This is a genomic window from Type-E symbiont of Plautia stali, assembly GCF_059731115.1.
Window position 1 is genome coordinate 373,950 of the sequence record NZ_AP035907.1, and the last position, 19,077, is coordinate 393,026.

A 19,077-nucleotide genomic window follows, 5' to 3' on the forward strand; every position below is an offset into this window, starting at 1 on the left:
TGATTTTTTTTTAAGGGCCAATCAAGACAATTGCCACGAGCTCAATGTTGCCACTGTTCGCGCTGGCAATGCGCTCGCCGTATTCGTCATAGGTTTTGCAGGATTGCGCCAATGCGCTAAACGGCATGGTAACGATTTCGTCCTACGCGCGGCTCTTTATCCTGATAATCAGGAAGGACAGGTCGTTTGTGGAGCGATGCTGCATTAAAGTAAAGTCGTCTTAGGGTGCTGATACCGCTTTCATGGTAGAACCACTGTCCTGTATCTCCACAGGCATGAGACATGACCGGCATGTTCGGTCTAGAAATTCAAGTCCTCAGCTGCTTTAGGGTACTGATTAAAAACGCTGTTTAACCCGCAATGTACATTACCCATCCCATGATGCTTAAAGTAGATGTGAGAATATATCCCACACCTTCACCTGTCATATAGCGGCGCATGGTCATCTCAAATTGACCTACTTGGATTTTTTCGCGTTGTTCGTCATCAGTGGAGTTAAGGATGGTGCGAAAAGCCGCAATGCCATTGGTCATAAAAAGTGCGCAGACCGAGGCGATGGTAAGGGTAAGAACATCATGAATTTGCATTGGGGAGGCTTCTGCTCGTCAAATAATTGAGAGTTGATTTTAATGTGTTAGATTAATCGATTCAGTTCACATTTATCTATTATTGCTATCGCTGAAAGGTCCTTAATAGCGGCATCAACCAGGCCACTGTTAACAACATGGGTGTAATCCGCTGCACCTTTAACTCGCCCCTTTTTAAACATCTTGCTGATTTATCATCAGAAACTGACTTTGGAAAGGGAACTACCATCTTTTATGGCAGGCATCATCACTAAATGCCCGCAGCCCCGGATAGTCTGTTTTATATGCCATTCCTGCGAAGCCAGAGAGTTAGTGGAGTTTTTATACTTGACGCCATCACTCGCGTCATTATTTCGCCCCGAGAAAGCACCGTTGCGACGGCAGACAGGATCATCGTTTTAAATGATAGCAATGTGCCGGCTGGGATTAATTCATTCAAACAGGCGGCGCAGAGGTCGCCTGTATAATTGATGTATTACGCCTCTAACCCCGCATTATGCATCCCGCGGCGCAGCGTGAAGTTCACGCCCATGGTCAGCAGGGGATCTGGCGGATTCCACTCTGGCTTCAGCAGTGACAGCAGGTAATCAATGATATCGTTGCGCCACCGCCTGCGGCGCTGAAGGTTCGCCAGTGGCGGCGGATGCGCTGGTGGCCTTTAGCTGCAAATTAGTTAATACCGTTGACTGGCATACGCACGCGATATTTCTTGGCGAGTTGATCCGCGTGGCACACCCCAATAGTGATGGGCAACCGCTGTTGTATCACGACCGGGGGTTCCATCAACTCTCTGCGCTGTAACTTAATGAACGGGAGGGCAAGTGCCTCCCGTTATGTTCAGGGCAACATAATCACCACATCAATTTCCAACAGCAATTCCGGTTCGGCGAGCGCAGAGATCTGAAACAGCGTGCTGGCAGGTAACTCAAGTCCTTCAAAGAAGCGCTGGCGTACCGGATGAATATGCGGCACCAGCGCCAGGTCGGTGACATAAGTGGTGGTGCGCACAATCCAGTCACGCTGTGCCCCCAACCCCTCCAGGAGGCGATCGATATTGGCATATACCTGCTCGACCTGCTGCTGCATATCCCCAACGCCGACCACGTTTCCTTCTTCATCCCACGCGACTTGCCCGGTCGGGAATACCGGCGTTCCGGGACGAATTTTGACGTGATTGTAATAGCTGCGTGCCTTCAAACCGGCGGGATTGATAATGCTCATAACGCTCCTTAACCCTGTTTCGTTAGCGAATGTTCTCGCTTCAAGGCTATCACTCGTGCGCGTTGCCGGGTAAAGGTATCCTGGCAACGCCGCATTGCCGCTAAAGCAACACGGCGGCGGTTACAAACGCTTTTGTGACGCGGCATCGAACAGCATCGCACGCGCATAATTCACTTCAACGGCAATCATATCGCCTGCTGCGGCACCGGAACGTTGGGTGGTAAACAGCATCACCTCATGCCCGAATAAGTTGCCGTGGATGAGCTCGGATAAACCGGTGGGTTCGACGAGAGAAACCTCCAGTGGCAGCGCGTGTGGAGAACCTGCTGAAGCCAGTGCGATGTTTTCAGGTCTGATGCCATAAATGACTTCACGACCTTCAGGCTGATTGGCCCATGCCGGGTTAGCGGACAACAGCGCGCTGTCGCCGATACGCACGCCGTTTGTTGTGACGACGCCATTGATAAAGTTCATGGACGGTGAACCGATAAAGCTGGCGACAAACTTGTTGGCTGGCGTGTCATACAGTTCCAGTGGTGTGCCGACTTGTTGGATAACTCCGTGGTTCAGCACCACAATCCGGTCGGCCAGCGTCATCGCCTCAACCTGATCATGCGTGACATACACGATAGTGTTGTTCATCTGCTGATGCAGGCGTTTAATCTCGACGCGCATCTTGCCGCGCAGTTGTGCATCCAGATTGGAGAGCGGTTCATCAAACAGAAAGACCTGCGGCTGGCGCACGATCGCGCGTCCCATCGCCACACGCTGGCGCTGGCCGCCGGACAGTTCTTTGGGACGACGATCCAGAAGATGTGAAAGATTAAGGATATCCGCCGCTCGCTTCACTTTCTCCTCAATCTCCGCACGCGGACGTTTCTGGATTTCGAGGCTAAAGCCCATGTTGCGTGCCACCGTCAGGTGCGGGTAGAGCGCATAACTCTGAAACACCATTGAGATATCACGATCTTTCGGGGCGACATCATTCATCAGTCGTTTTCCGATGCGGAGATCGCCGCTGCTCGCCAGTTCCAGACCCGCAATGGTGCGCAGTAAGGTGGATTTACCACAGCCGGACGGCCCGACCAACACCACGAATTCACCATCGTTAATCGTGAGGTTGATATCGCGCAGGACTTCAACATTGCCGTAGCGTTTGTCGATCTGCGCCAGTGTAATTTCTGCCATGTTTACCCCTTAACCGCGCCAGCGGTCAGACCCTGAACCAGATATCGTTGAATAAAGGCAAAGAACAGACAGGCAGGAATCAGCGCCATTACGGCGGCTGCCATCATTTCACCCCATGAAACGGCAAATTTGGAGACGAAGCTGAGTAAACCCACCGGGAAGGTCATCACTTCGTTTTTGTTGATCAGCATCAGCGAGAACAGCAGTTCGCTCCATGCCGCGGTAAACACGAAGCCGAGCGTTGCCGCCATTCCCGGTAACGTCAGCGGAACCAGTACCCGATACAGCGCCTGAAAACGTGTGCAGCCCTCGAGCATCGCAGACTCTTCCAGATCTTTGGGAATGGCATCAAAGAATGACTGCATCAAAAAGGTGGCAAACGGGACGTTAAAGGCGGTGTAAATCAGCACCAGACCCAGAAGACTGTTGGTCAGGCCGAGCGGGGCCATCACGCGATAAATCGGGGCGATGATCATCACCAACGGGAACATCTGCGTGAACAACAGCAGCGCCGCCATCACCATCTTGCCGTGAAAGAGAAAACGCGAAAATGCATAGCCGGCACCAGCAGCAATCAGCGTGGTCAGGAAAGCGGTGCTGAAAGAGACGATCAGACTATTGCTGAAGAAGGTGGGGAAATCACTGTCGGTGAGCACTTTTTGAAAGTGGCCTAAAGTGAAGCCGCCAGGCAACAGTGTCACGCCCTGGCTGAACAGCAGCTGATCCGGTGTGACTGAAATCTTGATGATCCAGTAGAGCGGAAACAGGGCAAACAGCAGGTAGAGGCCAACACTCAGGCGATGGCCAATCATGGGTAACAGTTTCATTTCGCCTCCTTATTTCAACAGTTGATGACGAATGCGCAGCAGAACCAGCGCGTAGCAGGTCATCAGCAGTAACAGAAACACCGCCATTGCCGAGGCATAGCCAAAATCGAGTTTGCGATAGGCGGTGGTGAAGATGTAGCTGGACAGAATCGAGGTGGATCCGGCGGGGCCACCGTCGGTCATCACCACGATCAGATCGGCGAAGTTGGCGATCCAGATGGTACGTAGCATCACGGTGATGGCAATCATCGGTGCCAGGAAGGGCAGCGTGACGCGACAGAATTGTTGCCAGCCGCTGGCACCGTCAATCGAAGCCGCTTCATACAGATCTTTCGGGATGGATTGCAAAGCGGCCAGCAAGGTAATGGCAAAAAACGGAATACCAAACCAGACGTTAGCAATGATCGGTCCCCACATGGCCAACTGAGGATCGGACAAGATATTGTATGGCTCGCTCAGTAATCCGAGATCGCTCAGCCACTGTGGTAACGGGCCGACCACCGGGTTAAGCAGCCAGGACCAGGTCAGGCCGGATAGAAAGGCGGGCACCGCCCAGGGCAGAAACACCAGCGCCTGCACCCAGCGACGAAAACGAAATTCGCGGTTGAGCAGCAGCGCTAACGCCAGACCGAAGAAAAACTGCAACAGCAGTGAGCTGAGCGTCCAGTTCAGCGTGTGACCGAGTGCTTTAAAAAAGCGCCGATCGTCAAACATTTCGGCAAAGTTATCCCAGCCCACCCACCCGCTATCCATCGGATTGAGCAGATTCATGCTCTGAAACGCGTAGGAAATGCCGATCGCCATCGGCACAAAAATAAACAAGGCGATCAGCAACAGTCCCGGCGAAAGATAAAACCACGGCTCAGCCAGCCGCAGCCAGCGCGTGTAGCGCAGGCGCGGCGAGCGGGCATCAAGTGAGGTTTCTAACATCATCATTGTTCTCCGCGCGATCGGTGATTACTGCGTGGCGAGCCAGCTTTTCTGCTCTTTGGTCAAATATTTAGCCCAGTCTTTCACCATGTCTTCAGTGTCGTTTTCACCCAGCAGGGTTTCCTGGCTGCTCTCTTTCACAATCACCGAGTTAAAGTAACCCCAGCCTTTCAGATGTGTCGGCATGGTTAAGGGCACATAGTTCGGATCGTTTAACTCTTTAAACCAGCCGGCAAACTGCGGTGTTTGATAGAAAGGATCCTGCTCTGCACCTTTATAAATCGGCAGGGTGCCAACAAATTTTGCCCATGCGAGGTTGTTGGTCTTATTACTCAGGAAGGTGATGAGTGGCCAGGCGAGATCTTTTTGTTTGCCCTGTTTAAACATCGCCCAGCCGGTATAACCAATGGTAGGGAAAGCTTTACCCGACGGCCCGACAGGCATCGGTGCAACGGCAAAATCATCGGCGGCCATGCTGTTTTTAATCGCAATCAGCGCATCGGGGTCCTGATCGAGCATGGCGCACTTGCCGGAATAGAAACCGGAGACGATTTCGTTAAAGCCCCAGTTCACACTGTCTTTTGGCGCGCCGCCTTGTTTGTACATGTCGACCAGCAACTGCGCCCCTTTGATCGCTCCTGGCTGAGTCAGAGTACTGTTGCCGGATTTATCGAAGAAATCCGGTGAGCCTTTCATTGCCGCCATAAACATCATCCAGGCGTTGGTGCCGCCGACGCCGCCGCGCATACAGTAGCCGCTGATGCCGTTACCCAACTGGCTGATGCGTTTAGCATCGCTGGCAAACTCATCCATGGTTTTTGGCGGCTCACTCAATCCGGCCTGCTGGAACAGTTTCTTATTCCAGAACAGGGCGCGCAGGTAGAAGCCGTAAGGGATCATGGTGGCTTTGCCATTGGCGGCACGCGCCATCGCCAGCGTTTTATCGGTTAACTGGGCGGTGCCATCCCAATTTTTCAGGCGCGGTTCTAAATCTTCCAGCATATTGTTGCTGGCATACAGCCCTTGCCAGGTGTCGGGCATTTCCACCACATCGGGTACTTGCCCGCTTTGCAGCATGGTACCCAACTTCTCAAACGCCTGACCCCACGGCAGCGAGATCAGCTCAATTTCCGTGCCGGGATGCTGGGTTTTGTATTCGGTCAGCATCTTCTGCAGCAGTTCAGTGCGGGGCGGGCTGGTAATCACTTCCACCACGGTTAATTTTGCCGCCATACTGCTGAGTGCTGAACCCAATCCAATGGCTAAAACCAGTGCGTTAATCGCAAAACGAGTCGTCATTGCAGCTTCTCCTGGGAGTGAGTGATTATGCGCGGGTTGCGGTAGCCAGCGCCTGTTGCAGGTCGTTCCAGAGGTCTTCGGTCTCTTCCAGACCAATCGAGATGCGGATCAAACGTGGCGAGACGCCGAAATCAACGGCTGAGTTAAATTCGCTGGCTTGATTGATGACTGAGATGGCGGGCATCACCAGACTTTCGAATCCACCCCAACTCACCCCCATATGGAAATAGTGCAAGGCGTTGCAGAAGGCGGGGATATCGATTTGTTCGGTTACTTCAAATGCAAACAGGCCACTGTAACCGCGCAGCGATGACCAGGATTTGGGGGCCAAACCGGGATGGCACACTGCCGTAACCTGTGGATGGGCACTCAGCTTCTGTGCCAGTTCCATGCCGCTTTGGTGGTGCTGCTTCATGCGCAGGGGCAGCGTGCGCAGACCACGTATCAGCAATGAGGCTTCATGCGCCGATAGCTTGCCGCCGAGGAAGGGGCTGATGTGGCGTGCGATATTGCTGATGTGCTGTTGACTGGCAATGACCAGGCCGGCCACCACATCACTGTGCCCGCTGATGTATTTCGATGCCGAGTGCACCACGATGTCGATCCCACACTGCAACGGCTGCTGGAAAATCGGCGACGCCCAGCTGTTATCGATAATGGTGACCGCACCAGCATCACGCGCCAGCGTGGCCAGTTTATTCAGGTCCAACTCGCTCATCACCCAACTCACCGGACTTTCCAGGTAGAGCAGGCTGGCACCCGGCAGCGCGGCACGAATTGCCTCTTCATCATCACCATCGACGAACTCGGTGGTGATACCAAAACGCTGGCAGAAGCCACGCAGGAAGCGATACGTATCGGGATAGACGTGATTGACACACACCACTTTTGCGCCGGGTTGTAGCACGCTGAGAATGGCATTGCTGATGGCGGCCATGCCACTGCCGAACGCCAGGCAAGCCTCGCCCCCTTCCAATGCGGCAACTTTCTCCTGCAGCGCTCGGACCGTGGGATTATCGACGCGCGAATAGAGCGGTTGATCGCTTTCGCCACGGAAGCGGGCAATCATGCTGTCGTAATCGCTGAAGGTGAACAGTGACGATTGGTAGATCGGCGGGGTGACCGCGCCTTTTTCATGGCGTAAATCATGGGACAAAAGCGTTTGTTGCGAGACAGGTTTATCGTTTGGCATTGATGACATCCTTCATGTCGCGTTCAGTGATATCGAGAATTTGATGGCAAATGGCGCGCGCGGCTTCACCATCCCGCTGGCAAATGGCATTGAAGAGATCGCGGTGTAACGGGAAGGAGTCGGCAAACAGTGCCTGCTCCGGTGGTGATTCAAAAAAGGCGTGCATGCTGTCGTAGATGCCGTTGAGCATTTGCAGCAGTAAAGGATTGCCGGAAGCGCGATAAATGCTGGTATGAAAGGCCCAGTCTTCGGCACCGGCTGAGCCTACCGCCAGATGCACGCGCTCCATTTCAATCAACCGCTGTTCAATTTCCAGCAGGTCTTCGGCGCTTGCACGCTGTGCAGCGAGCACACAGGATTCTGATTCGATAATGCGACGGACCTCCAGCGCGTGCAGCATATTGGCGGAGTCATTTTTGAATCGCAGCGAGAGAAAGCTGTCGTTGATGCCGACATCTGCCTGCAAAAACGTGCCGCTGCCTTTCTTACGCAGAATGATGCCCAGTGCTTCCCAGCGTTTTAACGCCTCACGCACGGTGTTGCGGCTCACCCCGAGTTTTTCCGCCAGCTCGCGTTCAGGCGGTAAGCGACTCCCCGGCTGCGCGCCGGATTGCGCCATAAAACGCGTGAGTGCATCAAGAATCAACGTGTCACTGCGCGGTGTGGTTATCGGTTGAAGCTCAAAAGGAGATTGCATAGCGCTGCCTTAATTGGTCCAACATCTCTACCAATTTCATAGCAAGGCGCGTGCCATTATTTTTATGCCTGATTTAATTGACGTTTCTGGGCAGTAATAAGCAGGAGATCTGAGTTTTACTGGTGCAAGGCGAAAAAATATGCACCGGGATGTCACAGCGAGGATATAAAAAAGGCGCGAATTAACGCGCCATTTATAAATGCGGAAATAAATTAGCTGGCATCAAAAATCACATACAGTTTACGCATCGTGTTTTCAATTACCCAGGTCCCTTCAGTATTGGCTTCGAAGAAAAAGGAATCACCCGGTTTAAAATTTAAGGTTGCTTCGCCATCAGGAGTAAATGAACCTGTGCCGTTAAGAAAATGCATAATTTCAGCCTGTTTCACTGAGCGACGATAGGAACCTGCTGCGCATTCAAATATGCCCGTATCGATATCTTCTTTGCCGGGAATCACTTTCTGGATACCGGAAAGGGCAATAGTGCCGCTGCCCGGTAAGCCTTCCACGCTGCCCCAGGGTTCCATTGTTTCAATTAACGCCGGTTGTTCAATTTTTTGCACTTTCATCAGTTCTTTTTCCTGTAAGCAGTGACAAATAGCACTCACCACAATGGCAAAGTGCATTGGGGAAAAACTCAATTCAGATTAAGCGATTGCAGTAAAACCTGAGGGGACTTATTGCCGTGCGAATAACATATTTGAATGATTATTCGCACGGCTTTGGCAGAAACTTTTGTTTCCTCACCATGCTTCACGCTGCAAGTGGGGGGCGGCGTCCATTCACCCCCGATCAGTCATCTGAGTCGGTTCCAGGCGACGCCTGCCTGCACTTTGAAAGGGGGTGAGAGCGCCGCCTAACTCAGCGTTTGGCAGCATGGGCAGGGCTGCGCAACGGTGTTACCCAGAACACGGCGCAGGAAATCTTGCGTGCGCGCTTCTTGTGGCCGCAGTAACAGGTTGTCAGCGGGACCTTGTTCTACAATCTGTCCGCTGTGCAGGAAGCAGACGCGATCGGCCACTTCACGCGCGAACTGCATCTCATGGGTGACCACGATCATGGTCATCCCTTCACGGGCGAGATTGCGCATGACCTGCAGCACTTCACCCACTAATTCGGGATCAAGCGCAGAGGTGGGCTCATCAAACAGAATTGCTTTGGGCTGAAGGGCCAGCGTGCGGGCAATCGCCACGCGCTGTTGCTGTCCGCCAGATAACTGGGTTGGCCATGCGTTGATTTTCTCAGCCAGACCCACCATTGCCAGTAAGTCTTTGGTGCGCTTTTCCGCCACGTTGCGAGATTCACCATTGACGTGAATCGGACCCTCCATCACGTTTTCCAGCACGCTGCGATGCGGGAAAAGGTTGAAACGCTGAAACACCATGCCAATCTGACGCCGCAGGTCGTTAATGCTCTTGTGCTTGTTGTTGACGCGCTGGCCCAGTACGGTGATATCGCCGCCTTCATAGGTTTCAAGGCCGTTGATGCAGCGCAGTATGGTTGATTTACCTGAACCCGAAGGGCCAATCAGGCAAACCACTTCGCCTTCGCTGACCTTGAAACTCACGCCTTTCAGCACCTCAATGGGGCCGAATTTTTTGTGTACCTCATGAATTTCAATCATCTCAAGCCCCTTTCATCTGACGTTTTTCCAGCTTCTTAGTGAGTGCCAGCAGCGGCAGGCAAAGCACCAGATACAGCAGTGCCACCAGCGTGTACACCGTGGTGTTATCGAAGGTTGAGGCAGCAATCAGCTGGCCCTGACGTGTCATTTCCGTCACCGCAATGGTCGAGGCAAGCGCAGAGTCCTTGAGCATCATCACGAGCGTATTGCTGAACGGGGGTAAGGCAACATGGAAAGCCTGAGGCAGCACCACGCGGCGCATGGCTTTGCCATAACTCATGCCCATTGATCGCGCGGCTTCAAGCTGCCCGCGATCAACCGATTCAATGCCGGAACGAAATATTTCTGCGATGTAAGTGGAAAAGCAAAAGGCGATACCAATAACACTGGCCTGAAACGAGGTGAGGGTGATGCCGATATCCGGGAAGACAAAGTAGATATAAAACAGCACCACAATCATCGGCAGACCGCGCGTGATATTAATGATGGTGGCGATCGGCCATGAAATGATTTTCCACGGACACATTTTGGCTGCGGCAAAAATCAACCCCAATGGCGTACTGATTATCAGAGACAAAAGGGTGATATAGATCGTCATTTCAGCCCCTTTCAATAAAAAGGGCAGATACTGGTGGATGCTGCTCCAGTCCATTTTGTTCTCCTGGCTTGTAGTGTCACCCTAAAATCAGGCGATAAATTCATTATAATGAATATCGTTGATAGCAAATCGCTGTCAATCTTTACTCTCATGACAGAGATAGCATTTACTTATTACGCTCATACGAACAAGCTATAGGTGTGATATTTAGTGAAATCAAAGGCTTTATTGCTAATTTGTGAGTTGGCGCATTTTCATTAAATAAATCGTTGACAGCAGGTGTGCAATTTTCATTATAGTGAAAAAGAGCATTATCCCTTTCATTGCACCCAGGAGTGAGCCATGTCTGCCATTCGTTCCCCGTTGATGATCCTCGGCCTTACGGCTGCGTTGAGTTTCAATGCCAGTGCAGCGGTGTTAACCGCGGGTTCTCCGCCATCGAGTGCACCCACTACCTTTCTCAATACCCAAACGGGCAAGATTGAGGGTTTTATGCCGGATGTGGCCGCAGAAGTGGCTAAACGTGAGCATTTGGACATCCAATACAGCGCAATCCCTTTTTCCACGCTGATACAATCTGTTATTGCCGGAAAGATTGACATGATAGTGGCGGGAATGACACCGACTGAAGAGCGCGCGAAACGTATTACGTTCTCTCAACCGGTGACGGCTTTTGGCGCGGGATTGATCGTGCGGGATGACAATAAAAAAGCGTATAACTCCTGGCAGGATCTTAAGGGTGAAGTGGTAGGCACCATGGCCGGTACTGATTATACCCAAAGCCTGATGGCCAGCGGTATTGCGAAAGAAGTGAAGGTCTACGACAGCCCTGCGGATCTGACGCGAGATTTGTCACTGGGTCGCGTGGCGGCCGGGTTAAATGACTATCCGATATTAAAAGCGCAGGAAAAAGCCGGTGGACTAAAAGGCATGCACGTGGTGGATGGTTATAAACCGGAGCATGTTTCCCCAATGGCATTCGGCGTGAAGAAAGGCAACGATGCGTTAATGGCGCAGATTAATAGCGCGTTAACCAGCATGAAAGAGGATGGCACGTTGCAGACGATTAAAACCAAATGGGGCATGCCCTGATTGATGACACCCTTAAGCTCAGCTGACAGGGATGCGAATGGAATTCAGCCGATGAATAAAGAACCGATCATCAAAGGGGAGTCAGGCGCGCAGGAAGCGGATATCGGCTCCCGCGTAAAACGTGTGCGCAAGGCGCGGAATATGACCATTACTGAACTGGCGCTGCTGGCGAATGTCTCCGCTGGCGCGATCAGTCAGATCGAACGCAATCTGACGAATCCGACAGTGCGTATGCTGGAACAACTGCGTCTGGTCTTAAAAGTCCCCCTTTCGGCCTTTCTGGAAGAGGCCGAAGCTCACACTCGTGGTGCTGAGCATTATGTCCGGCGCGCAGCGGAACGCCCGCACTTTAACGTGGGTAAACAGGGCATTTCTAAACAGATGCTTTCCCCCTCGGGCGACCATGATTTGCAGTTCATGTTCATCAACATCCCGGCAGGCGTGCAGTCCGCTGAGATGTTAATGGGGAAGGGGGAAAAAGCAGGCTTAGTGATGGCGGGTGAACTGACGCTGGAGATTGACGGCGATACCGTGCTTTTGACACCCGGTGACAGTTTTCAATTTCAGAGCCATCTACCGCACAACATTTTTAATCCGACGTCCAGTGACGCCACTGTGTTGTGGATCATGCATATTTCCTCTGAGCAACATTTATAAAGATCAGGATTGAACATCATGCGCATCAACGTGAATACCGTAGCAGACAGTGAAACTTTCCCCAGCGCGGTGGATGTCATCGTCATTGGCGGCGGGATTATTGGTACTTCCGTCAGTTATGAACTGGCAAAGCAGGGCGTTTCCGTGGCGCTGTTTGAAAAAGGCGTGATTGGCGGTGAGCAGTCGGGACGCAACTGGGGCTGGGTCCGCCAGCAGAATCGCGATCTGTATGAGCTGCCGATGGCGATACGCAGTTTGCAGCGTTGGGAAGCGTTGAGCGGGGAAATCGGACTCGATCTTGGCTTTAGCCGCCAGGGAATCACCTACGGCACATTGAGTGAAGCGGATGTGGCGCGCTGGGAAGCCTGGGGCAAGCAGGCGAAACAAATCGGCTTTGTTAGCCACTTATTGACGGGCAAAGAGACGCGCGAGCGCATTGGTGAACAGGCCCAATGGGTGGGCGGCGTGTGGTCACCGAGCGATGCGCGTGCCGAACCCTCCATGGCCGCACCGGCCATCGCCACGGGCGCGAAAAATCTGGGTGCTTCAGTCCATCAAAACTGCGCGGTGCGTGGATTGGATATCAGTGGCGGGCGCGTCGCCGGTGTGTGGACCGAGCGCGGCTTAGTGAAAGCGAACCGGGTGATCTGCTGTGGTGGTGCCTGGAGTTCACGTTTCTGCAAACAGTATGGTGTTGAACTGCCGAGCGCCAATATTTTGGGTACAGCGTTTAAAACCACGGTGGCGCCGGAAGTGATTAAAGGGTGTCTGAGCATCGGCGGATTGTGCATTCGCCGTCGTCAGGATGGCAGTTACACCGTGGCACTCTCCGGTCGTGGGCAGATCGACCTGGCTCCGCAAAATATCCGCTATGCCACCAAATTTTATCCGATGTATCGCAGCAAAATTGCCAAAAAACTCAAAGTGCGCATCAACGGCTCTTTCTTTAATGGTCCGGAAGCCGCGGGTTCCTGGTCGAATCAGAGCTTATCGCCATTTGAAAAGATCCGTGTGCTCGATCCCGCCGGCGATCCGTCGATTGTACAGGAAGCGATGCAACTGCTGGTTCAGTTTTACCCGGAACTTGCCGGGATCAAAGTGGATCATGCCTGGGGGGGCTGGATCGACACCACGCCGGACCTGGTGCCAGTGATTGATGAGATGGATACGGTGCCGGGCCTGTTTATCGCCTCAGGCTTCAGCGGCCATGGTTTCGGCATCGGTCCTGGAGCGGGCTTATTGTGTGCGCAGATGGTGAATAACCAACCGCTGTTTACGGATGCTGAACCTTACAGTCTGGCGCGTTTTGCTAAAGGTAATGCGATTCGCGAACCGCAGATGATGTAAAAGCCTGCCAGGTACTGACCGATCGTGGCATCGTTAAAAGTGAAAGGCGGCCTTCAGGCCGCCTGAGCATCGCTGATGGGGGATCACTTAAACATCCAGTCGATGAATCACATTCACAAACTCATGTACGCCACTGTTTATTTCTCGCAGGCTGCGTGACAGCACGCTGATTTTATCCTGCTCGGTCACCACGAACTGTTTCACTTCACCTAACTGCTGCTCCATCTGATGAATCAGCATGGCGTTGTGCTCCACGACTTGAGTGATCTTTTTGGTTGCGCTGGAGGTGGAAGCCGCCAGACGCCGCACTTCATCCGCTACCACACTAAATCCACGCCCCGCTTCACCCGCGCGCGCGGCTTCAATCGCGGCATTTAACGCCAGGATATTGGTTTGTGAAGCAATCAGATTGATGGTTTCCACCACTTCGTTGATGCTTTTCGCCGAGGCATTTAACTGGGTGCCAATATCGGTGGCGGCATTGACCTGCACTGCCACCAGACCGGAGTTGCGGATGGTTTCATCCAGCACTTCGTTGGCGTTATCCGTTATTTGCGAAGTTTGTTCTGAGGTGGTGAGGGCAATATCAGCGACCCGTTTTGCCGCTTCAACCCGCGTGGTGATATCGGAAGCAATTTTGATCACCTTGTACACTTTGCCGTCGGCATCAAACACCGGATTGTAGCTCGCCTCCAGCCAGATACGTTCGCCTGCGGCGGTCTTCCGCTCAAAGCGCCCGACAAAGTGTTGTCCCTTAGCGATTTTGCGCCAGAACTCGGGATTTTCCCGATAAAAGTTATCGAAACAGAACAAGCGATGATGCTGACCGACAATCGTTTTAAGCTCGTAACCCATGTGTGTCAGGAAATTCGCGTTGGCTGTCAAAATATGACCATCGGGCGTGAATTCAATGACGGCCATAGAGCGGTCGAGGGCGGTGATCACTGCCTCTTTATGCTCGAGTTCTTCATGTCGGGCAGTGATATCACTGGCGACTTTAATCACCTTATAGACTTTGCCCTTATCATCGCTCACCGGGAAATACGTTGCGCTCAGGTAGAAACGTTGGCGTTGTTTATTAAAGCGCTCAAAGATTCCTGTGACGGATTCACCTGAGGCCAGCGTCTGCCAGAAAGCAAAGTACTCCGATGACTGGCTGTAGGCCGGGCTGCAGAAAATGCGATGATGCTGTCCCTGAATCTCATGCAGGCTGTAGCCGGTCACCTCAAGGAATTGCGGATTGGCGCTGAGGATTTCACCGCTGGGCGAAAACTCAATCCATGCCACATGTTGTTTGATTGCATTGATATCTTTGAGTACATCGCCACTTTTATAAAATGGCAGAGAAAGGCTGGATTTCTTCACCCCAAACATGTGTGACCTCAGGCGATATTATGTCATTGAACATAATGCGTGCAGCTTTTGCCGCTCCGCTGAATTTCCTCAGCTGAACACTTTTCTTGCGATGTGCTTCTCTGCGCGTACGCAGGCTGGGTGTATTGAGTTTTGATTGCCTGATGTTGTGGTAAACGGACCGGTTACGGTCCGCTTTGATAAAGGTAGCTTAATTATCGGCGCGGTTTCCAGAACATTTAACTAAAATGCATGAAAAAGCGTTTCACTTGCCAGACTGCGGATAAGCAAGGGTTTTCAACCGATCATTTGGTGGTCGCGAGACGATAATGCCAATTACGCCACCCGCGATCAGTGCCACCGCCACCACCAGTAAACCTGAATGATAACTGTGGGTCATATCCTTGAGTTTTCCCAGTACGGGCGGCAATCCTAATCCGACAAAGTTGGCGACCGTATTGATAAAAGCGATGGAGGCCGCTGCGGCCACGCCTGCCAGTTTCTCCGTGGTTACCGCCCAGAATATCGGCGTCAGCGCAAAGTTGAAACCCACGGTCAGAACCAGGAGCAGATAAGCAATCCAGAGATTAGTGGTGAATATTGCCGTCGCCAATGCCAGTCCGGAGAGGATTAACGGCAACCCTAAATGCCAGCTGCGCTCACGTGTTCTGTCAGAGTGACGGCCATTCAGATACATGAAGAGGCACGCCATAATGAAGGGCACCGCCGACAAAAGGCTGATGACGAAATTGCTCTGATCCGCCGCCATGCTTTTAATGATCAGCGGCATAAACAGCGTAATGCCGATGGAGCCAAACGCCTGCAGAAACCACACCAGACTCAACAGCAGCACTGTTTTATCTTTTAGGGCACTCCACCAGGAATGGTTTTTTCCGATTTCTACCCCAGCATTGTCTTGCTGCAGACGTTCACGCAGCCAGGATTTTTGTTTTGGGTTCAACCACGGGGCTTGCTCCGGCGAATCGGGCAGGCGCCATAACACCAGACAGCCAAGAATCAGCGCGGGAATACCTTCAAGAGCAAACAACCAACGCCACCCAGCAATATCGGCGATGCCATGCATATTCAATATCGCACCAGAGACCGGTAAACCAATTATGGATGCGCTGACTGAGCCCATGTAGAAAAACGACATGGCCCGTGCTCGATTGCTTTTGGGAAACCAGCATGAAATGTAGTAAATAATGCCTGGCGCAAAACCTGCCTCAGCCATCCCTAGCAAAAAACGCATCACATAGAGTTGATTGGCGGTGTGAACAAACGCCATGCCAGTGCTGACGATGCCCCAGGTAATCATAATGCGCGCTATCCAGCGTCGGGCGCCAACCTTGGTCATGATCACATTGCTGGGAATTTCGAACAGAATATAAGAGATATAAAACATCCCCACGCCCAGACCATACATGCTGGTGGTGAGGCCGAGATCTGCATTCATCTGGAGTGCGGCAATGGATATATTGGTCTTATCGAGATTAGCAACAAAATAGCAGATGACGATGAAAGGGATGATTTTGCTATTCAATTGTTTAAGGGTAGAGGCATATAAATCGTTGCTCATGATAACGACCTCGTAATCGGTTTGGCCTTCTTCAGGCAGCAGTCATACCGCCCGCCAGGCATGCAGGTAAATAAGATGGAGTTGTTGTTTTTATTATTATCAGGACGAAAAACTGGCGTAGGAACAAATAACAACACGAGGAGTATTGTAGTACTATGAATCTGGATTGTACTACAATATAGATCACAAAATGAGAGGAAAAGTAAACTAATACCAACAAGCAATTTACCGCGCCACATCACATATATGGCGCGAATAAATGCGGCTTAATGCAACTGTTGCGCAATCGCGCTGTACATCAGAGCCGCTTCGAGTGGCTGCGCGCTGAAGGAGGGTTCAGCCTGAGGCCAGATTGACCATTGTACGATGACCAGGTTTTCTGCACGGTTAACCATAATGATTTGCCCATAAATGCCCAGAGCCCAGAGTGAGTGCTTCAGCCCCTCTGCTGCAGTGGGCACGACATGTTGTGCATTGGTAGGGATAGCATTATTCCACCATTGATAACCATAAATACCCTCCGGATGGGCCGCACTGACAGAGTCTTTTGCCTGTGTCCAGATTGCAGCGTCATTCACCCAATTGTCAGGCAAGATTTGCTTACCATCGGGCAGGCGACCCTCGTTGAGAATAAATTCACCAAAGCGACCCCAATCTTCCAGCGTGGCGTTGACACCATGAGCACCCACGTCATGCTTTCCAGCCTGGTAAGCATGCCAGACGCCGTCACTGGCCATGCCATTGGGTTGCCATACGGTTTGCTGCAGGTAAGCAGCCAATGACATGCCTGTTGCCCGTTCCAGCACATCCCCCAACAACCATGCGCCGCCGGAAGAGTAAGACCACTGTTCACCCGCAGGATGCGCGCGTTTCAGGTGAGTGACGATATGACGCACACAGGCATAGGTACCAGCTTGCGCCTCGCACTGAGTCAACTGCGCAAAGTCAGATTTCGGGTTGGTGTAATCCTCATTCCACGCCACGCCGGAGGTATGCTGAATGAGCTGTTTAAGCGTCACGCCATCCCACGCGGTTCCCTTCAGTTCGGGTTCATATACAGTGATGTTGTCATCCAGTGAATGAATTTTTCCTTGCTTGATGGCGATGCCCACCAGTGTAGATACCACCGATTTCCCCACCGAACGCGAGGTCCACAGTGTGCTGTCGGTATTATCCTCGGCAAAATATTTGTAGGCGACTTTGCCGTTTTTCAGCACCAGCATGCCCGCGACATTTTCACGTTTTAAGTAATCAGCGAGGTGATAGGTGTGGCCATTAACCTGATACTGCGCATCGACTAACAGGTTATTGGCACGCGCCAGTGGCTTCGCTTGCCCATGATGAAACACATCTCCCGCATAATTTCGGTAATCATTACGGAAACCGACTACTCGATCTTTTTGACTCCAGCTCAGCATCTGGTGAGGGTCAGGTAACTGATGATCAAAGGGTGCAGGACAGGGCGTGAGCGCCACGCCATCGCACTCTGTCGCAGCAGTTGCATAGCCACTCACAGCTAGTGAGAGAGAAAACAGCAGGGGTTTAATCACGGTGTGACGTTGCATGAAAAGTGCCTTTGTAGTGCAGTTAAGAGTGCGGCGAGTATAGAAATCTATGGGGCGAGGTTAAAATCACCCCATGGGGGAAATTCCCCCCAAATGTTAGACATAGGATTTCAGATGAATGCGCTGCGCTATTCCTTTTCACAAATTGAAGCCTTTGCGGCGATTGCAGAGTTCGGCACGGTTTCCCGTGCAGCAGAGAAACTGAGGAAAGATCGCACCACCGTGCGCGATCTCATCGATTACCTGGAGGATGCCCTTGGCTACTCGTTGTTTGAGCGTGAAGGGCGCAAATTGGTGCTGACATCCAGGGGGGAGCAGTTACATCGTCAGGCGCATTTGCTGGTGCGTCAGGCTCATGCATTTGAAGCTTTCGCGCAGACCTTGCCGGAGTCGCGCATGCAGCAAATCACGCTGGTGTATGACCCTTTTGTCCCGCAGTTATTTTTGCAGGCATTCATCAGTGAGTGCAGCAGGGCGCAGGTGCGTTTAAGTCTGTGGTGCGCTTCGCGTTCAGAGGCTGAAGAAGCACTGAAATCGGGCAAAGCCGACATGGCAATTTGTCAGGCTGTGAACCGCACGCTGGGTAATGAGATGGAGTGGAGCGCGTTAGGCGCAATTGAACTGAATTTTTACGCAGCAAAAGCTTTATTTGCCGGACAGGAAACACCGCTGACATTACTTAACCTCGCACTCGAGCCGCAATTAGTTATGCATGCGCAAGCTGATGAGCAAATCACGCAGCGCCTGCAGCTTTCGGGGCAATCGCTATTTATCAACGAACGGGCCATGCTGAAAAGTCTGATGGAGCAGGGACAAGGCTGGGGATTTTTACCTACGCACTTTCAGCCGCAGAAATGGCATCAGGTCGAGGTGCTGCCTACTGAGGTAGGGCATCAAGGACTGAATATTACGCTTGTGGCGTTGTGGGCGCCTGGTGGAAGAAAGCATCCATTGATCCATCATCTATCTGGCAGGCTGCAACAGCTTTGGTTGCAGATGGGGTGAGGTTAAGCCAAACCCAGCGACGGATCTCTGCCTCTTCAGTCGCGTTCAAAAGCTTCAAATCCTAATACTTATATGCCGATACCTCGCCTGGCAGCTCTATCAAAAAAGATATGCTTTATCAGAGCATTACTGTGAGCGAGGTTAAATTCCTAAAAATGCCTGCCGTAATCTTCTGTGCGCAAACTGGTATTACCTTCCATGACTGGCTACACCTTAAACGTCCTTGTTATTTCTCTTTGCTACTTTTCGCATTCTTGATGCGACCTTGCTGGCCTGCGTTGCTGCTGCATGATGCGCACGGCCTACCTTTAAAGCG

18 protein-coding genes and 2 pseudogenes are annotated in these 19,077 nt (G+C 52.1%); 5 read left to right on the top strand and 15 right to left on the bottom strand.

What is annotated here, in order from left to right; all coding sequences use genetic code 11:
* Window positions 1-10 precede the first annotated feature (10 nt).
* Together AC6I8L_RS21665 and AC6I8L_RS21670 are read right to left on the bottom strand one after the other, a co-directional pair.
* A pseudogene (locus AC6I8L_RS21665) lies at window positions 11-142 on the bottom strand (DUF2000 family protein); the annotation flags it as partial.
* A gap of 208 nt (window positions 143-350) precedes the next feature.
* Window positions 351-587, bottom strand: coding sequence for a hypothetical protein (locus AC6I8L_RS21670; RefSeq protein WP_058961066.1), 237 nt, complete (start codon window positions 585-587; stop codon window positions 351-353).
* Between the two features lie 630 nt (window positions 588-1,217).
* Here AC6I8L_RS21670 and AC6I8L_RS21675 point away from each other — a divergent pair.
* Window positions 1,218-1,388: pseudogene (locus AC6I8L_RS21675) on the top strand (flavin reductase); the annotation flags it as partial.
* A gap of 36 nt (window positions 1,389-1,424) precedes the next feature.
* On the opposite strand, the gene AC6I8L_RS21680 reads toward AC6I8L_RS21675, so the two are convergent.
* From AC6I8L_RS21680 to AC6I8L_RS21725, 10 genes are all read right to left on the bottom strand, one after another.
* Window positions 1,425-1,808 carry a RidA family protein gene (locus AC6I8L_RS21680; RefSeq protein ID WP_058961064.1) on the bottom strand — a complete coding sequence of 128 codons (384 nt, stop codon included), beginning with the start codon at window positions 1,806-1,808 and terminating at the stop codon, window positions 1,425-1,427.
* 120 nt (window positions 1,809-1,928) lie between these two features.
* On the bottom strand, window positions 1,929-2,996 hold the full coding sequence (locus tag AC6I8L_RS21685; protein WP_058961063.1) for an ABC transporter ATP-binding protein: 1,068 nt from the start codon (window positions 2,994-2,996) through the stop codon (window positions 1,929-1,931).
* A gap of 2 nt (window positions 2,997-2,998) precedes the next feature.
* Entirely contained in the window at window positions 2,999-3,823 is an 825-nt protein-coding gene (locus tag AC6I8L_RS21690; protein WP_058961062.1) for a carbohydrate ABC transporter permease, read from the bottom strand.
* A gap of 9 nt (window positions 3,824-3,832) precedes the next feature.
* Window positions 3,833-4,756 carry a carbohydrate ABC transporter permease gene (locus AC6I8L_RS21695; RefSeq protein WP_058961061.1) on the bottom strand — a complete coding sequence of 308 codons (924 nt, stop codon included), beginning with the start codon at window positions 4,754-4,756 and terminating at the stop codon, window positions 3,833-3,835.
* Between the two features lie 24 nt (window positions 4,757-4,780).
* Entirely contained in the window at window positions 4,781-6,052 is a 1,272-nt protein-coding gene (locus tag AC6I8L_RS21700) for an ABC transporter substrate-binding protein (protein ID WP_058961060.1), read from the bottom strand.
* A 25-nt stretch (window positions 6,053-6,077) separates the two neighbouring features.
* Entirely contained in the window at window positions 6,078-7,244 is a 1,167-nt protein-coding gene (locus AC6I8L_RS21705; RefSeq protein ID WP_058961059.1) for a PLP-dependent transferase, read from the bottom strand.
* Entirely contained in the window at window positions 7,231-7,941 is a 711-nt protein-coding gene (locus AC6I8L_RS21710) for a FadR/GntR family transcriptional regulator (RefSeq protein ID WP_058961058.1), read from the bottom strand. Before AC6I8L_RS21710 ends, AC6I8L_RS21705 begins: the two co-directional genes overlap by 14 nt.
* Window positions 7,942-8,153: 212 nt before the next feature.
* Window positions 8,154-8,510 carry a cupin domain-containing protein gene (locus AC6I8L_RS21715; protein ID WP_045815471.1) on the bottom strand — a complete coding sequence of 119 codons (357 nt, stop codon included), beginning with the start codon at window positions 8,508-8,510 and terminating at the stop codon, window positions 8,154-8,156.
* A gap of 287 nt (window positions 8,511-8,797) precedes the next feature.
* Window positions 8,798-9,565 (bottom strand): amino acid ABC transporter ATP-binding protein, encoded by a 768-nt coding sequence (locus AC6I8L_RS21720; RefSeq protein WP_058961057.1) that lies wholly within the window; start codon window positions 9,563-9,565, stop codon window positions 8,798-8,800.
* A 1-nt stretch (window position 9,566) separates the two neighbouring features.
* Window positions 9,567-10,217 (bottom strand): amino acid ABC transporter permease, encoded by a 651-nt coding sequence (locus AC6I8L_RS21725; RefSeq protein ID WP_058961056.1) that lies wholly within the window; start codon window positions 10,215-10,217, stop codon window positions 9,567-9,569.
* Window positions 10,218-10,505: 288 nt separating this feature from the next.
* On the opposite strand from AC6I8L_RS21725, the gene AC6I8L_RS21730 reads away from it, so the two are divergent.
* Genes AC6I8L_RS21730 through AC6I8L_RS21740 form a run of 3 tightly spaced genes read left to right on the top strand, consistent with a single transcriptional unit; the run spans window position 10,506 to window position 13,259 of the window.
* The gene (locus AC6I8L_RS21730; protein WP_058961055.1) at window positions 10,506-11,255 is read left to right on the top strand and encodes an ABC transporter substrate-binding protein; all 750 of its coding nucleotides are present in this window, start codon (window positions 10,506-10,508) and stop codon (window positions 11,253-11,255) included.
* A 51-nt stretch (window positions 11,256-11,306) separates the two neighbouring features.
* Window positions 11,307-11,912: a cupin domain-containing protein gene (locus tag AC6I8L_RS21735; RefSeq protein ID WP_058961054.1), complete on the top strand. Its 606-nt coding sequence runs from the start codon at window positions 11,307-11,309 to the stop codon at window positions 11,910-11,912.
* A gap of 18 nt (window positions 11,913-11,930) precedes the next feature.
* A complete protein-coding gene (locus tag AC6I8L_RS21740) occupies window positions 11,931-13,259 on the top strand; it encodes an NAD(P)/FAD-dependent oxidoreductase (RefSeq protein WP_058961053.1) in 1,329 nt (442 codons plus the stop codon).
* An 87-nt stretch (window positions 13,260-13,346) separates the two neighbouring features.
* On the opposite strand, the gene AC6I8L_RS21745 is transcribed toward AC6I8L_RS21740, so the two are convergent.
* From AC6I8L_RS21745 to AC6I8L_RS21755, 3 genes are all read right to left on the bottom strand, one after another.
* Window positions 13,347-14,633, bottom strand: a complete 1,287-nt coding sequence (locus AC6I8L_RS21745) for a methyl-accepting chemotaxis protein (protein ID WP_058961052.1) — start codon at window positions 14,631-14,633, stop codon at window positions 13,347-13,349.
* Between the two features lie 244 nt (window positions 14,634-14,877).
* Window positions 14,878-16,191, bottom strand: a complete 1,314-nt coding sequence (locus AC6I8L_RS21750) for an MFS transporter (RefSeq protein WP_058961051.1) — start codon at window positions 16,189-16,191, stop codon at window positions 14,878-14,880.
* Window positions 16,192-16,457: 266 nt separating this feature from the next.
* On the bottom strand, window positions 16,458-17,756 hold the full coding sequence (locus tag AC6I8L_RS21755; RefSeq protein WP_058961050.1) for a serine hydrolase domain-containing protein: 1,299 nt from the start codon (window positions 17,754-17,756) through the stop codon (window positions 16,458-16,460).
* Window positions 17,757-17,870: 114 nt separating this feature from the next.
* On the opposite strand from AC6I8L_RS21755, the gene AC6I8L_RS21760 reads away from it, so the two are divergent.
* Window positions 17,871-18,761, top strand: coding sequence for a LysR family transcriptional regulator (locus AC6I8L_RS21760; RefSeq protein ID WP_058961049.1), 891 nt, complete (start codon window positions 17,871-17,873; stop codon window positions 18,759-18,761).
* Window positions 18,762-19,077: the final 316 nt, after the last annotated feature.